This is a genomic window from Streptomyces sp. NPDC027663 (assembly GCF_055566415.1).
Genome location: NZ_JBVHSK010000007.1, coordinates 369831 through 384640, shown reverse-complemented (window position 1 = coordinate 384640; position 14810 = coordinate 369831). Strand labels below are relative to the sequence as shown.

The window sequence follows — 14810 nt, the reverse complement described above, 5'->3', positions numbered from 1 at the left end:
TCGCGCTCCACCAGCAACGGCATCGGGTCGGAGGCGGTGACCAGCTCCCGCAGCGGATGACCGGCCAGTACCGACTCCACCTCCGGCGACAGGGCCGCGGCGAGCCGCCAGGCCGCCGGACGGTCCTCGTCCCGCAGGGCCGCCACCGTGTCCAGCACGGCCTGCCGCTGCTCCTCCGGCACCGCGGCGGCCGCCCGCTCGTACAGCAGCGCGCCCTCCGACAGGACCAGTTCGGTGTCGATACCGGCCGGGATCTTGATCTGCGCGTGGTGCCGCCAGGTGGCCAGCGGGTCGGACCAGGCCTCCACGGTGTAGGTCCAGTGGCCGGGTTCGCCCGCGGTGACGGTGGCGCCCCAGCGGTCGGTGCCCGGGGCGAGTTCCCGCATCGGCGTCCAGGGGCCGGACCGGCCCGCCGGGTCCCTCAGCACCACGTTCGCGGCGACGGCGTCATGGCCCTCCCGGAACACGGTGGCCGACACCTCGAACGACTCCCCTGCCACGGCCTTGGCGGGCCTGCGGCCGTGCTGGACCACGGGACGTACGTCGAGGACGGGGATGCGGCCCGAAGTGGTGGCCGCGGCCGGGGCGGACCGATCCCCGGCGGCGGACGGGCCGGCAACGCCGGCGGGCGTCACCCCTTTCCTGCCCGTCGTCTTCTTTCCTGCTGCCTTGGACTTGCTGCTTGTCGGAGGTGCTGACGAGTGGTGCGTGGCGGGCATGACCGCTCCTGTCCGCGTCAACGTGGGTGTGGGCGGATGGATATGGGGAGGTGGGTCCTGCGGATGTGCTGTGGTGCGCCTGTGAGGTGTGTACCGGAGGAGCCTTCCCACCCGGTTCGGGTGGGCAATCCGGCACTTTGTTAACTACTCACGCGTATGTCTACGCACAAGACCGGTCCCATTTTCCGGGTGCCCGGTGACCGGGTCTTGACGCCCCCCCGACACCCCCGCGGGGTACGTCCCCACCGACCGCGCGGTAACCACTACCGTCGAAGACGACGACGAGACGCACGCCGTGCGTCTCACCACGCACCGCGTCCCGAGGTAGGAATGTGAAGGCGATCCGTCGGTTCACCGTCCGTCCCGTTCTCCCCGACCCCCTCCGGCCGCTGAGCGACCTGGCGCGGAACCTGCGCTGGTCCTGGCATGCGGAAACGCGCGATCTGTTCCAGTCCGTGGACCCCGAGGCCTGGGCCGCGGCCGGTGGCGACCCGGTGCGGCTGCTGGGCAGCGTGCGTCCGGCCCGGCTGGCCGAGCTGGCCGGCGACCGGCGCTTCCTGCGCCGGCTCACCGCGGTCGCCGACGACCTCGACGACTATCTGACCGGTGACCGCTGGTACCAGGCGCAGCCCGGCGGTCTGCCCGCCGCCGTCGCCTACTTCTCCCCGGAGTTCGGCATCACGGCCGCGCTCCCGCAGTACTCCGGCGGCCTCGGCATCCTCGCCGGGGACCATCTGAAGGCGGCCAGCGATCTCGGCGTACCGCTGATCGGTGTGGGGCTGCTGTACCGGCACGGGTACTTCCGGCAGACCCTCTCCCGGGACGGCTGGCAGCAGGAGCACTACCCGGTCCTGGACCCCAACGAGCTGCCGGTCACGCAGCTGAGGGAGCCCGACGGCACCCCGGCGCAGCTCTCGCTCGCGCTGCCGGGCGGCAGGGCGCTGCGTGCCCGGATCTGGCTGGCACAGGTCGGCCGGGTCCCGCTGCTGATGCTCGACTCGGACGTGGAGGAGAACGACCTCGGCGAACGCGGGGTGACCGACCGGCTCTACGGCGGTGGCAGCGAGCACCGGCTGCTGCAGGAGATGCTCCTCGGGATAGGAGGTGTGCGGGCCGTGCGGACGTACTGCCGGCTCACCGGGCATCCGCAGCCGGAGGTGTTCCACACCAACGAGGGCCACGCGGGCTTCCTCGGACTGGAGCGGATCGCCGAACTGTGCGCCGGTGGCCTGGACTTCGACTCGGCCCTGGAGGCCGTGCGGGGCGGCACCGTGTTCACCACGCACACCCCGGTCCCGGCCGGCATCGACCGCTTCGACCGGGAACTGGTCGGCCGGCACTTCGGTGCGGACGCCGAACTCCCCGGGATCGACGTGCAGCGGATCCTCGCCCTGGGCATGGAGACCTACCCGGGCGGCGAGCCGAACCTGTTCAACATGGCCGTGATGGGGCTCCGGCTGGCCCAGCGGGCCAACGGGGTGTCGCTGCTGCACGGGCAGGTGAGCCGGGGCATGTTCGCCGGACTGTGGCCGGGATTCGACGCCGAGGAGGTGCCGATCACCTCGGTGACCAACGGAGTGCACGCGCCGACCTGGGTGGCGCCGGAGGTGCTGCGGCTCGGCGCCCGGCAGATCGGCGCCCAGCGGGCCGAGGACGCGCTGAGCGTCGGCGGCTCCGAGCGCTGGGACTCGGTCACGGACATTCCGGACCAGGACATCTGGGAGCTGCGCCGCACCCTGCGCGAGCAGCTGGTGCTGGAGGTGCGGGAGCGGCTGCGCGCGTCATGGCGGCAACGCGGAGCCGCGAACGCCGAGTTGGGCTGGATCGACGGGGTGCTGGACCCCGATGTGCTGACGATCGGGTTCGCGCGCCGGGTGCCGTCGTACAAGCGTCTGACGCTGATGCTGCGCGACCGTGACCGCCTGATGGAGCTGCTGCTGCACCCCGACCGCCCTGTGCAGATCGTGGTCGCGGGCAAGGCGCACCCGGCGGACGACGGGGGCAAGCGGCTGGTGCAGGAGCTGGTGCGGTTCGCGGACGACCCGCGCGTGCGGCACCGGATCGTCTTCCTGCCCGACTACGGCATGGCGATGGCGCAGAAGCTCTACCCGGGCTGTGACGTGTGGCTGAACAACCCCCTGCGGCCCCTGGAGGCGTGCGGTACGAGCGGAATGAAGGCGGCGCTGAACGGCTGCCTCAACCTCTCGGTGCTGGACGGCTGGTGGGACGAGTGGTTCCAGCCGGACTTCGGCTGGGCCATCCCCACCTCGGACGGCGCCTGCACCGATCCGGACCACCGGGACGACATCGAGGCGGCGGCGCTGTACGACCTCCTGGAGCAGCGGGTCGCGCCGCGCTTCTACGAGCGGGGGCGGGGCGGGCTGCCCGACCGCTGGATCGAGATGGTCCGCCAGACGCTCTCGCTGCTCGGCCCGAAGGTGCTGGCCGGGCGCATGGTCCGGGAGTACGTCGACCGGCTCTACGCCCCCGCCGCCCAGGCGCACCGGGCGCTGACCCCGGACACCGCCCGGGACCTCGCGGAGTGGAAGGGCCGGGTGCGGGCCGCGTGGTCCGGGGTGACCGTGGACCACGTCGAGACGACCGCGACGACGGCGACGGCGGAGCTGGGCACCACGCTGGGCCTGCGGGTCCGGGTGGGGCTGGGCGACCTCGGGCCGGACGACGTGGAGGTGCAGGCGGTGTCCGGCCGGGTGGACGCGGAGGACCGCATCACCGACGCCACGGTCGTCCCGCTGAAGCCGACCGGCGCCCCCGACCTGGAGGGCCACCGCCTCTACGAGGGTCCCCTGTCCCTGGACCGCACCGGGCCCTACGGCTACACGGTCCGCATCCTGCCCACCCACCGCCTTCTCGCCTCCGGCACGGAACTGGGGCTGGTGGCGGTGCCGTCGGCGGACGTGGTGGAGGGGGCCGGGGTGCTGCTGAGGTGAACCCGGTGGGCGGGGCGGCCCTGGCCGCGTGGAGTCCGCTCCACGTGGCCACCGCGCGCTGAACGGACCGACACGGGTGTGCTCCGGCTCGCAGGGCCGCCTCCGCGGGCAACGCGGGGGGCGGGGATCCTGTGGATCCCGGGAGGGGTGCTCCTCGGTCACGCTTCGGACAGGCCCGCGCACAGCCTCCTCAGTACCGCTCCGCACCGGCGGGCGTACGCATGCTGCAGTCCCCGCGTCGCCGGGCCGCCGGCGCGGGCGTACCACTTCGCTGCCCTGCTGAACGCGGCGACCGTGAGCCACACCGTGCCGTCGCCGGTGCGGTCGACCAGGAAGGCCTCCTCGCCGCACTCGGGGTGGCCCTGCAGGGTGCCGTAGGCCCAGCCGGCGCGGCGGGGTTCCTCGGCGGTCCATATGATGCGGCAGGGCGCCTTGATCAGGCCGGCCAGGGTGACGGTGACGTCGACGCCGGACGCCGCGCGGTCGGCAGCGGCGTCGATGCCGACGCCCAGCGCGCGGTGCATCTCCCAGGTCAGGACCGCCTCGGCGGCCCGCTGGAACACGCCGTGGCCCTCGCCGAGGCGGGTGCGGACGAACATGGGGTGGAAGCCGGGCGGGCAGACGGTCAGGTCGTCGCGGGTCGCGCCGACCGGCTCGTAGGTGAAGGGCGCCGAGGACATGGGTCACAAGGGTAGGGCGGCACCCGGAACGCTGTGTTCCCGGGTGCCGCCCTCGGTCAACCCGACGTCTGTCAGGCGACGTTGACCGCGGACCAGGCCGCCGCCACCGCCTTGTACTCGGTGCTGGTGGAGCCGTACAGGGCGGACGCCGCGTTCAGGGTCGCCGTGCGGGCGGCCTTGTAGTTGGTCGTCGACGTCATGTACGTCGTCAGCGCCTTGTACCAGATCTGCAGCGCCTTGGCGCGGCCGATGCCGGTGACCGTGGAGCCGTTGGAGGTCGGCGAGTTGTAGGACACGCCGTTGATCGTCTTCGAACCGCTGCCCTCGGCCAGGAGGTAGAAGAAGTGGTTCGCGACACCGGACGAGTAGTGGACGTCCTTGTTGCCGACGGTGGAGGACCAGGAGTCCGCCGAGCCGCCGTCCTTGCTGGGCTTGTCCATGTAGCGCAGCGGGGTGCCGTCGCCGTTGATGTCGATCTCCTCGCCGATGAGGTAGTCACCGACGTCGCTGGAGTTGTTCGCGTAGAACTCCACACCCGTGCCGAAGATGTCCGAGGTGGCCTCGTTCAGACCACCGGACTCGCCCGAGTAGTTGAGGCCCGCGGTGTTGGAGGTGACACCGTGGCTCATCTCGTGGCCGGCGACGTCCAGCGAGGTGAGGGGGTTCACGTTGCCCTCGCCGTCGCCATACGTCATGCAGAAGCAGCTGTCGTCCCAGAACGCGTTCACGTACTGGTTGCCGTAGTGCACGCGGGAGTAGGCGGCCTTGCCGTCGTTCTTGATGCCGCTGCGGCCGAAGGTGGACTTGTAGAAGTCCCAGGTGGCCTGCGCGCCGTAGGCGGCGTCGACGGCCGCGGTCTGGTCGGCGGTGGAGCTGGAGGCCGAGCCGGTGCCCCAGGTGTCGTCGGCGTCCGTGAACAGGGTGCCGGCGGTGGAGCTGGTGCCGTGCGCCTTGTTGTAGGTCTTGTGGCCGCCGCGCGTGGTGTCGTACAGCTGGTACGTCGAGCCCGACTTGTAGGTGTTCAGGCTGACCGTGCCGGAGTACAGGCTCTTGCCGGTGCCGGTCTCGATGCCCTGGTACTCGTAGAGCTTCTTGCCGGTGGCCGCGTCGGTGATGACGTGCAGCTGGTTCGGGGTGCCGTCGTCCTGCAGGCCGCCGACGACCGTCTCGAAGGCGAGGACGGGCTTGCCGGAGCCGGCCCAGATCACCTTGCGGGCGCCGTCCGCGGTGGTCTTGGCGGAGCCGAGCGTCTTGGCGGCGGACACCGCCTGCTTCTCGGCCTTGGCGGCGCTGATCTGCGGCTTGAGCGAGGCGACCTTGATGGCCGATCTGGCCGCCTTCGTGACGCCCTGGGTCTTGCCGGACTTGGCGGTGTGGACGATCAGGTCGCCGCCGAGCACGGGCAGGCCCGCGTAGGTGCGCTCGTAGCGGGTGTGGACGGTGCCGTCGACGTCCTTGACGACGTCCTTGACCACGAGCTTCTCCTGGGCGCCGAGGCCTATCCGCTGTGCGGTCTCGGCCGCCCCGGCCTGCGCCTTCTGGAGCAGGGTGGTGCGGGCCGCGGCGGACAGCGTGGTGGGGGCGGCGGCGAGGGGCTTGCCCGAGGGCTGGGCGGTGGCACTGGTGGTCACACCGGTGGCGAGCAGGGCTCCGGCCGCGACGGCGGTGGCGATGGCCAGAGTGGTGCGCTTGTGACGCGCGTAGAGGGGGCTCACAGAAGCTCCTTCTTGTGGGGAGTCCGGTCAGGGTGGGGCCACTGACCGACTGTGTGGGGTGGTGAAGTTCTGCGGCGGGTGCAGAGAGAGTGACATCAGGGGCGCGTACATGTCAGGACCCTGAAGTGATGTTGGCTCAAAGTCGACTGACAGGTGAACGTTGCAGGGATGTAAACGGGCGCCGCCCGGGGGTCTCCCACCCCCGGACGGCGCCGTAATCCCAGGCCCGTAGCGTGCGGTTTACGGGAAGGTCAGCTTCCAGCTGTTGATCGTTCCCGTGTCGTACGTGGCTTGATCCTGCACTCTCAGCTTCCAGGTTCCGTTGGCCGATTCGGCCGCGGCGTTGACGGTGTAGGTCTCGTTCACGTTGTCCGCCGAGTCACTGCCGCTGAAGTTCTTCAGGCGGTACGCGGTGCCGGACGGTCCGACGAGGTCGATCACCAGGTCGCCCCGCCAGGTGTGCGTGATGTCGACGCTCACCGAGAGGTTGCTCGGCGCGTTCCCGGTCCGGCCGGAGACCGTGATGTCCGAGGTGACGGCCGGCCCGTTGTCCGGTACGGCCACCGGCGTGGTGCTCTCGTACGACGTACCGCCGCCGCCTCCGCCACCGGAGCGCGAGCCGACCCCGACGCCCGCCCAGGCGTCCTGCACGGCCTTGTACTCGGCGCTGGTGGTGCCGTACAGCTCACCGGCCGCCGCCAGGGTGCCGGTACGGGCGCCCGCGTAGTTCGTGGTCGACGTCCACTTGGTGGTGAGCGCCCGGTACCAGATCTGCAGTGCCTTGTCCCGGCCGATGCCGGTGACCGGGAGGTTGTCCGCCGTGGGCGAGTTGTAGCTGACGCCGTTGACGACCTTGGCGCCGCTGCCCTCGCTCAGCAGGTAGAAGAAGTGGTTCGCCGGGCCGGACGAGTAGTGCACGTCGACGCCGCCGATGCCCGAGTACCAGTTGTCCTTGGACGCGCCGTCCTTGCTCGGCTTGTCCATGTAGCGCAGCGGGGTGCCGTTGCCGTTGATGTCGATCTTCTCGCCGACGAGGTAGTCGCCGACGTCCTTGGAGTTGTTCGCGTAGAACTCCACGCCGGCGGCCATGATGTCGCTGGTGGCCTCGTTCAGACCGCCGGACTCACCGCTGTAGTTGAGGTTGGCCGTGGCGGAGGTGACGCCGTGGCTCATCTCGTGGCCGGCGACGTCGATCGAGGTCAGCGGCTTGGCGTTGCCGGAGCCGTCGCCGTACGTCATGCAGAAGCAGCTGTCGTTCCAGAACGCGTTGACGTACGAGTTGCCGTAGTGCACGCGGGAGTAGGCGCCGACGCCGTTGTTCTTGATGCCGCTGCGGTTGAAGGCGCTCTTGTAGAAGTCCCACGTGAGCGCGGCACCGTAGTGGGCGTCCGCGCCGGCGGTGGCCGCGTCGGAGTTGCTGCCGTTGCCCCAGGTGTCACTGCTCTGCGAGTACAGGGTGCCGGTGCCCGAGGTGCCGTGGTTCAGGTTGTACGTCTTGTGGCCGCCGCGCGCGCCGTCGGTGAGCGTGTACGTCGAGCCCGACTGGGTCGTGGTCAGCGTGACCTGACCGCTGTACTGGGTGTTGCCGATGCCGTTCTTGATGCCCTGGTACTCGTAGAGCTTCTTGCCGGTGGTGGCATCGGTGATGACGTGCAGCTGGTTCGGGGTGCCGTCGTCCTGGAGCCCGCCGACGACCGTCTCGTAGGCGAGGACGGGCTTGCCGGTCGCCGCCCAGATCACCTTGCGGACGCTGTCCGCCGCCGACTTGGTCCCGCCGAGCGCCTTCGCCCGCTGCACGGCCTGCTTCTCGGCCGCGGCCTTCGACACCGCCGGGGTGAGACCGGCGACCTTCACCGTGCTGCCGGTGGCCCGGATGACGTCCATGGTCTTGCCCGACGCGGCGGTCTCGACCACCAGGTCGCCGCCGAGCACCGGCAGACCGCCGTACGTCCGCTCGTAACGGGTGTGGAGGGTGCCGTCGGCGTCCTTGACGACGTCCTTGACGACCAGCTGCTCCTTGCCGCCCAGGCCGATCTGCCGGGCGGTGGCGGCCTTCGCGGCGTCGGCGTGCCGGATCAGCTCCGCGCGCTGCGAGGGCGTGAGCTTGACGGCGACGTGGGCCGGGTTCGCCTTGCCGGGCTGCGGCTTCGCCGGTGCGGCGTCGGCCACGCCCGCCTGCACGGCGGCGGCGATCAGGGCGGCGACACCGGCGAGGGCGACGGTGGCGGTGCGGCGGTGCTGGATGTGGGAGGTGCGTCCGCGAGAGGAATTGCTTCTCAACACTGACTCCTTCTGCGTGACCACGGGGACCGCGGCCAGGGGAGACCGGACGGTGGGTTGGGACGTCCGGGCAGAGCAGGGCGTTACGCGGAACCAGGTGCACGTGCTGAGCCGCTCACACAGACGTGCAGAAGCTGTGGGGTTGCTGTGAGTCGGCTTGGGCAGAGTGGCAGGAGATCTGGCCATCTGTCAGGACCGCGTCACAAACTTGGCCGGAAATGGTCCGTTGTCCGGATGTTCATGTTCGATATACGGACTGTTGGACGAGGTGTCGCCCCGCCCGCCCGGTCCGCCGCGACGGGCCTCGCGGGCTGATCGTCCGTCAGACTCCGGAGGCCGGCGTCCCTTGCCACCCCAGAACCCGTCGTTTAAAATACGATTGCGCTATGCAAATAAATCTCGATCAGCAAATCGAGGTCAAACAGAGCATCGCTCGGAGCAATTCTCGGAGCACTTGGGGGATTAATTGGGGGGGTCTGAAGTCGCCGACCGCGACCGGGCCGTGTGCATCACCGGAATCGGCTGGACCACAGCGCTCGGTGACGGCCTCGACGGGGTCTGGCAGCAGCTGATGAACGGCCGCAGCGGCATCCGGCCCCTCCCGGCCGACGGCCCGCTGCCCGCACCCGCCGCCGCACTCCTGACGGACGGCGCCCCGGCCGAACCCCCGTCCGAGCGCCAGCTCCGGCTCGCCGTCACCACCGCGTCCGCCGCCCTGCGCCACGCCGGCTGCCCGGCCGGGGACGTCGACACGCTCGTCCTCGGCAGCAGCCTCGGCCCGCATCTGGACGATGCCGCCGAGATCCCGCCGCACGCCCTGACCGACGCCGTCGCCCGGCAGTTGGGCGTGGCCCGGTCCGCCTCGGTGAGCACCGCCTGCTCCTCCGGCGCCGACGCACTGCTGGCCGGCGCCGCCCTGCTCGCCGGCGGCGAGGCGGAACGCTGCCTGTGCGGCGGCATCGACCTGCTGACCACCGGCAAGCTCCTCGGTCACCAGGCACTCGGCACCCTCTCCGCCTCCGGCGCCGTCCGCCCCTTCGACACCGGCCGCGACGGCACCCTCTTCGGCGAGGGCTCCGGCTTCCTGCTGCTGGAGACCCGGGCCGCGGCCACCGCCCGCGGCGCCCGCATCCTGGGCGAACTGGCCGGCTGGGGCGCCTCCAACGACGGCACCGGCCCCACCGCCCCCGACGACACCGGCGCCGGGGCCGTCCTCGCCGTACGGCGCGCCCTGGCCCGGGCCGGAGCCGCCCCCGCCGACATCGCCGTGATCAACGCCCACGGGACCGGCACCCTCGCCAACGACACGGCGGAAGCCGCCTGTTACAGCACCGTCTTCCGTGCCGAGCCCGCCCCGGTCGTCTTCGCCACCAAGCCCGCCTTCGGCCACACCCTCGGCGCCACCGGTGCCCTGGAGGCCATCGCCCTGCTCCTCGCGCTGCGGCACGGCTCCGTGCCCCCGCTCCACCAGACCCGCACCGTCATGCCGGAACTCACCCTGCCGCTTGCCGGCAGCGGCCGGAAGCTCAGCGGCACGCTGGGCATCAGCCTCACCCTCGGCTTCGGCGGCTTCAACACCTGCCTGCTGCTGGCGGCGACGGACGGGGGACCGGCGTGAACCGGGCCCAGTGGTGCCCCGAAGGCGCCGTGCTCACCGGCGCGGCCTGCGTCGAGGTCGACGACCCGCGCACGGTCCGCCGCCGTATCTCCGGCGTCTACGCCGACCCGGTGGCATGGCTGATGGCCGAGGCGGTGGCGGCCGCGCTGCAGGAATGCGGTGCGGCCGCGCCGGACCGGCCCGAGGACGTGGGCGTGATCGGGGTGAGCGAGCACGCCACCCGGATCACCCTGCGCGCGCTCGCCGACGCCGTACCGCAGGGCAGGCTCTCGCCCATGCGGTTCGCCGGCGCCGGGCCGGGCTCCCTGGTCGGCGTGGTCTGTTCGGCGTTCGGCTTCCACGGGCCGGTGTCGATGCTGCCCATGCCCCTGGCACCGGCCGCGCCGCTGGCCAGAGCCCTGTGCGGCGACTGGCTGCTCGGCGACCCGCCCGGCGCCGCACACGTCCTGGTCGTCACCCACGCCACGACCGACGAAGGCAAGCACCAGGCGCACTGCCTGGTCGTCAGTGGGCCGACGCCCACGCGGAGGCTCCCGAGATCATGACCCCGCAGAACATGACGGAGCAGCACCTCGACCCCACCATGGTCGCCGGCTTCCTCGCCCGTATCGAAGAGGTGTCGCCGGCCGAGGACGCCGGCCTGCCCGAGCTGCCCGCTCTGGTGGACCGGTTCGCGGCGCTGCCCGCCCCGCCCGGCTCCGTCGTCGTCATCGTCCTGCCCAACGGCATCCGCGCCCTGCGGTTCTTCTTCGCCGTCTCCCTCGCCGGGCACACCCCCGTCCTGCTGTCGCCCTCGACCCCGGTCACCCGGGTCCGTGAGGTGGCCCGTGAGCTGGGCGCCTGCGCACTGGTCCGGGCGGCGATCCGGACCGAGGGCGTCACCGGCGTCACCCACGTCGGCGGCGCCGACCTGGGCGTCTTCACCGACTGGCCGTACCTGCACCACGGGCCCGGCCACGTGATCCTGATGAGCTCCGGCACCTCCGGCATGGCCACCGGCTGCCTGCACCGGATGGACGCCCTGCTGCGCAACGCCCGCCGGCACAGCCGCTCCATCGGCCAGCGCCCGGGCGACACCGCGCTGGTCAGCCTGCCCGTCTACTACTCCTTCGCCCTGGTGGCCCAGGTCCTCGGCGGCCTCGTCAGCGGCTCCAGCCTGGTCATGGCCGGACCGCCGTTCTCGGTGGCCAACTACCTGGAGACGGTCACCGCCCGGGACGTCACCCTCTCCTCCCTCACCCCGAGCCTGGTGAAGTCGGTCGTCACCGCCGGCGGCGAACTGCCCGCCCCGCTGCGCACGCTCACCGTCGGCGGCCAGGCCCTCGACCCGTCGTACGTCTCCCGGCTGCTGAAGCTCAACCAGGAGCTGGGCCTGTACGTGACCTACGGGCTGACCGAGGCCGGACCCCGTGTGTCCACCCTCGCCGCGCACCGCGAACCCCCGCACCGGCACGGCTCGGTCGGCCTGCCCCTGGCCGGCGTCGAGGTCCTCACCCGCCCCACCGACACCGGGGAGCGGGAGCTGCTGGTGCGCTCCGACACCGTCTACCGGCGCCGGGTCGGCGAACCGGCCCCGTCCAAGCGCGGCGACCTGATCGAGCCGGAGCTGCTGGCCACCGGCGACATGGGACACGTGGACGACGACGGATACGTGTACATCCACGGCCGTTCCTCGGACTTCGCCATGGTGCGCGGCGAGAAGGTGTCCACGGCCACCGTGCGCCGGGCCGCCGAGTCACTGCCCGGCGTGATCCGCGCCGCGACCCGGATCGCCGGCATGGACGACGACTCCGCCGTCGTGGAACTCGACGTCTACGTGGACGAGGCAGTACCCCCCTCGGAGGCGGACATGCGGCGGCACCTGCGGTCCCTGCTGACCCGCAACGAACTGCCGCGGACCGTCCGCATCCAGCCCCTGAGCGCCGGCGAGCACCACAAGTGACGGCGCCGGAACCGCTCACCCTGTACTGCGTGCCGCACGCCGGCGGCTCCGCCCGCAGCTTCGTGCGCTGGCGGCGCGAACTGCCGCCGCAGCTGCGGGCACAGCCGCTGGAGATCGCGGGCAAGGGCCTGCGCTCCCGCGAGCCCCGGCATACGACCCTGCGCGAGGCGGCCACCGACCTCGCCCTGCGCATCGACCCGCCGGGCCGGTACGCGCTCCTCGGCCACAGCATGGGCGGCCTGCTGGCCTACGAGACCGCCCGCGCCCTGCACGTCCTCGGCCGGCCCGCTCCCGAGTTCGTCGTCGTCGCCGCCACCCGCCCGCCGCATCTGCTCGGCGCATCGCCCTACGGCCCGCTGCTCGGCCTCGGCGACGACGACGCCCTCCTCGACGCGCTCGCCGAACACGGCCGCATCCCGCCCGAGGTGCGCCGGTCACCGATGCGCCACCAGTTCGTGCCGGTCATCCGCGGCGACCTCGCCCTGGTCGCCGGCCACCGGCCCGACCCGGCGCCCGAGCCCCTGCCGAGCGACCTCATCAGCTGGTACGGCACCGGGGACGCGGACACCCCGCCCGAGGTGATGGCCGACTGGCGGCACTACACCCGCGGCGAACACCGCGCCGAGGGCTTCGAGGGCGGCCACTTCTTCCCGCACGAGCGCTTCGAGGAGGTCACGGCCCGCCTGCTGGAACTGGCCCAGCAGCGAGCGGGCCGCTGACCGGCCAGGTGTCTCGCACGAGCAACGAGCGGCCGCCGACGCAACAAGGTCCGCGTACGGCTGCGAGCCGGCCGCCGGCCGCCGGCCGCCGGGCAGAGGGTCACAGCGGCGGGTGGGCCGGCCGTGGGGCAGGGGATCACAGTGGCGAGCGGGCCGGCCGCCGGACAGGGGGCACAACGGCGAGCGGGCCGCCGACCTCGAGGTCGGCGGCCCGCTCGTGTCACGGCCGGATCAGTGCTGCACCGGACACCCGTTGCCGCCGCCCCGCACCGGGGCGTCGGTGTCGTGCCGGGTGCCCAGCAGCCAGTACGCCTCCTCCGCCGCCCGCCACAGCTCCGGGAACAGCGGCAGCTGCGAACGGGACTCCAGGGTGGACAGCGAACGCCCGCCCAGGCTCTGCGGCAGCTCGGCCGACCCGTCCTCGGCGTTCTCCTTGCGCAGGCCCGGCTGTCCGCCCAGCTGCGACCAGACCATGATCAGGTGGTGCTGCTTCCAGCCGGAGACGCTGCTGTCCAGCTTCAGCATCGCCTCCCGGACCAGGGCCAGCGACTGCGCCTGCGGCGAGCTGGGGCCGGTGTAGCCGTCGTCCTGCTGGGCGATCACGTCCTGCAGGGACAGCCCGGCGCGCTCCACCGCCTGCTCGTACGCCTTCCACACCGGGCGGGCCACCCGGCGCAGGTTGCGGTAGCCGGGGGAGTCCAGGCCGGTGGCGTCCTCGGGCAGGGCGTTGCGCATCATCAGCAGGCTGTGCTGCGGCAGATGGTCGGTGAGCAGCCGCACCGCCTGCACGGTGACCTCGCTCAGCCCGGTGGCCCGGTCGAACAGCCGCACCGCCTGCTGGTACCGGTCGTTGTCCAGGTGAGTGATGGCCCGGCGCAGCTCGTAGTGGATCTGCACCCAGGCGTACTCGGTGATGAGATGCGTGACCTGGAAGAACCGCTGGTCGGGGTGTTCGGTCTCGCTCTCCGGAACCAGCGCGCCGAGGGCGTCGGTGAGGTTCAGGACGTTCTCGTAGTTGCTGCCCCGGTCGAAGTCGTACGACAGCAGGGCGTTGGGCTCGTCCGGGTTCAGCGAGCGCTTCACCGCGTCTCTCCCTTGGTGAACTCGATCAGCCAGTGTCCGGGCAGCTCGAACTTCTTCGAGTCCGTGAGGGTGAGCCCCACCTCGGCGCCGAGGGAGCGCAGATCCTCCAGACTGCGCTCCCGGCCGCCGAGCAGGACCAGCATCAGCAGGTCGGCGTAGCTCGCCATCACCGGGTCCTTGCCGCTGTCCAGCAGCCGTTCCACGACCACGACCCGGCCGCCCGGCTCGAGGGCCTCGGCGCAGCGGCCGAGGATGCGGACCGCGTCCCGGTCGCTCCAGTTGTGCAGGGTGTTGGCGATCAGGTAGACGTCGCCGCCGGTCGGCATCGGCTCGAAGAAGCTGCCCGGGACCAGCTCACAGCGGTCGGCGACCTGGGCGGTCGTGCCCTTGGCCTCCTCGATGACGCTCTCCAGCTCCAGCAGGGTGCCCCGCAGCGCCGGGTACTCGGTGAGCAGCTTCAGCAGCAGCGAGCCGTTGCCGCCGCCGACGTCCACGACGTGCTTGACGGACGCCCAGTCGTAGATGCGGGCCAGCTCGGGGACGAGCCGGCTCGCGATGCGGGCGATGCCCGCGTTGAAGGACTTCTCGATGTCCGGGTGGGCCTCGAGATCCGCCCAGAACGGCCGCCCGTGCGCCTGCTCGTACACCGGCAGACCGGTGCGCACGGCGTCCATGAGCCGGCCGATGGCCGGCTCGAAGCGGGCCTCCATCGCCCGGCTGGGGTCCTCGTAGTCCAGCCAGCGGCGCAGGTTGCTCGGGTGGTCGCTGAGCAGCACCCGGCCCACGTCGGTCAGCTCGTAGGCCTTCTCCCCGTCCTCCGGGGCCTCGGTCTCCGTGAAGAGGCCGAGAAGGCTGACGTAGTGCAGGACCCGGCCCAGGGACTGCTCGTCGGTGCCGGTCTCGGCGGACAGCGCGGCCACGCTCCGGTGCCCCTGCTCCACCAGGTCGGGCAGGCGGAGGGTCGCGGTCACCCGCACGGCGGTGGGCGTGAACCCGGAGCCCAGCGCGAGGATCGTGTTCAGGGGGTCTTGACGGAACACGTCATTGCTCCTTGTCGTTCTCGTTCAGCGGTTTCGCCGGGCAACCCGGAAAAGTCCAGAAGT

The 14810-nt window shown here is 71.8% G+C and carries 11 protein-coding genes; 5 read left to right on the top strand and 6 right to left on the bottom strand.

What is annotated here, in order from left to right; genetic code table 11:
* Window positions 1-719: maltotransferase domain-containing protein (locus ACZ4SF_RS21705; protein ID WP_468386786.1), on the bottom strand; the 719-nt coding region annotated here is incomplete at its 3' end.
* Window positions 720-1051: 332 nt separating this feature from the next.
* Here ACZ4SF_RS21705 and ACZ4SF_RS21700 point away from each other — a divergent pair.
* Complete coding sequence (locus tag ACZ4SF_RS21700; RefSeq protein WP_468386784.1) at window positions 1052-3670, top strand: glycosyltransferase family 1 protein; 2619 nt, start codon at window positions 1052-1054, stop codon at window positions 3668-3670.
* 158 nt (window positions 3671-3828) lie between these two features.
* On the opposite strand, the gene ACZ4SF_RS21695 is transcribed toward ACZ4SF_RS21700, so the two are convergent.
* From ACZ4SF_RS21695 to ACZ4SF_RS21685, 3 genes are all read right to left on the bottom strand, one after another.
* Window positions 3829-4350: a DUF1990 domain-containing protein gene (locus ACZ4SF_RS21695; RefSeq protein WP_468386781.1), complete on the bottom strand. Its 522-nt coding sequence runs from the start codon at window positions 4348-4350 to the stop codon at window positions 3829-3831.
* A gap of 71 nt (window positions 4351-4421) precedes the next feature.
* Complete coding sequence (locus ACZ4SF_RS21690; protein WP_468386778.1) at window positions 4422-6065, bottom strand: M4 family metallopeptidase; 1644 nt, start codon at window positions 6063-6065, stop codon at window positions 4422-4424.
* 240 nt (window positions 6066-6305) lie between these two features.
* A complete protein-coding gene (locus ACZ4SF_RS21685) occupies window positions 6306-8345 on the bottom strand; it encodes a M4 family metallopeptidase (RefSeq protein ID WP_468386775.1) in 2040 nt (679 codons plus the stop codon).
* A gap of 466 nt (window positions 8346-8811) precedes the next feature.
* Between ACZ4SF_RS21685 and ACZ4SF_RS21680 the strand changes: the two genes are divergently transcribed.
* Genes ACZ4SF_RS21680 through ACZ4SF_RS21665 form a run of 4 tightly spaced genes read left to right on the top strand, consistent with a single transcriptional unit; the run spans window position 8812 to window position 12624 of the window.
* A complete protein-coding gene (locus ACZ4SF_RS21680) occupies window positions 8812-9963 on the top strand; it encodes a beta-ketoacyl synthase N-terminal-like domain-containing protein (RefSeq protein ID WP_468386772.1) in 1152 nt (383 codons plus the stop codon).
* On the top strand, window positions 9960-10508 hold the full coding sequence (locus ACZ4SF_RS21675; protein ID WP_468386770.1) for a hypothetical protein: 549 nt from the start codon (window positions 9960-9962) through the stop codon (window positions 10506-10508). The genes ACZ4SF_RS21680 and ACZ4SF_RS21675 overlap by 4 nt, the downstream gene beginning before the upstream one ends.
* Complete coding sequence (locus ACZ4SF_RS21670) at window positions 10505-11905, top strand: class I adenylate-forming enzyme family protein (RefSeq protein WP_468386768.1); 1401 nt, start codon at window positions 10505-10507, stop codon at window positions 11903-11905. The genes ACZ4SF_RS21675 and ACZ4SF_RS21670 overlap by 4 nt, the downstream gene beginning before the upstream one ends.
* On the top strand, window positions 11902-12624 hold the full coding sequence (locus ACZ4SF_RS21665) for a thioesterase II family protein (protein ID WP_468386765.1): 723 nt from the start codon (window positions 11902-11904) through the stop codon (window positions 12622-12624). Before ACZ4SF_RS21670 ends, ACZ4SF_RS21665 begins: the two co-directional genes overlap by 4 nt.
* Window positions 12625-12855: 231 nt before the next feature.
* Here the strand turns inward: ACZ4SF_RS21665 and ACZ4SF_RS21660 are convergent, their stop codons facing one another.
* Window positions 12856-13707 carry a hypothetical protein gene (locus ACZ4SF_RS21660; protein ID WP_468386763.1) on the bottom strand — a complete coding sequence of 284 codons (852 nt, stop codon included), beginning with the start codon at window positions 13705-13707 and terminating at the stop codon, window positions 12856-12858.
* Window positions 13704-14747 carry a methyltransferase gene (locus ACZ4SF_RS21655; RefSeq protein ID WP_468386761.1) on the bottom strand — a complete coding sequence of 348 codons (1044 nt, stop codon included), beginning with the start codon at window positions 14745-14747 and terminating at the stop codon, window positions 13704-13706. The genes ACZ4SF_RS21660 and ACZ4SF_RS21655 overlap by 4 nt, the downstream gene beginning before the upstream one ends.
* Window positions 14748-14810: the final 63 nt, after the last annotated feature.

What these genes read in the sequence shown, in the direction of transcription:
- ACZ4SF_RS21670 (WP_468386768.1), top strand. Translation starts at nt 10,505, where the DNA reads ATGACCCCGCAGAACATGACGGAGCAGCACCTCGACCCCACCATGGTC.
- ACZ4SF_RS21695 (WP_468386781.1), bottom strand. Translation starts at nt 4,350, where the DNA reads ATGTCCTCGGCGCCCTTCACCTACGAGCCGGTCGGCGCGACCCGCGAC.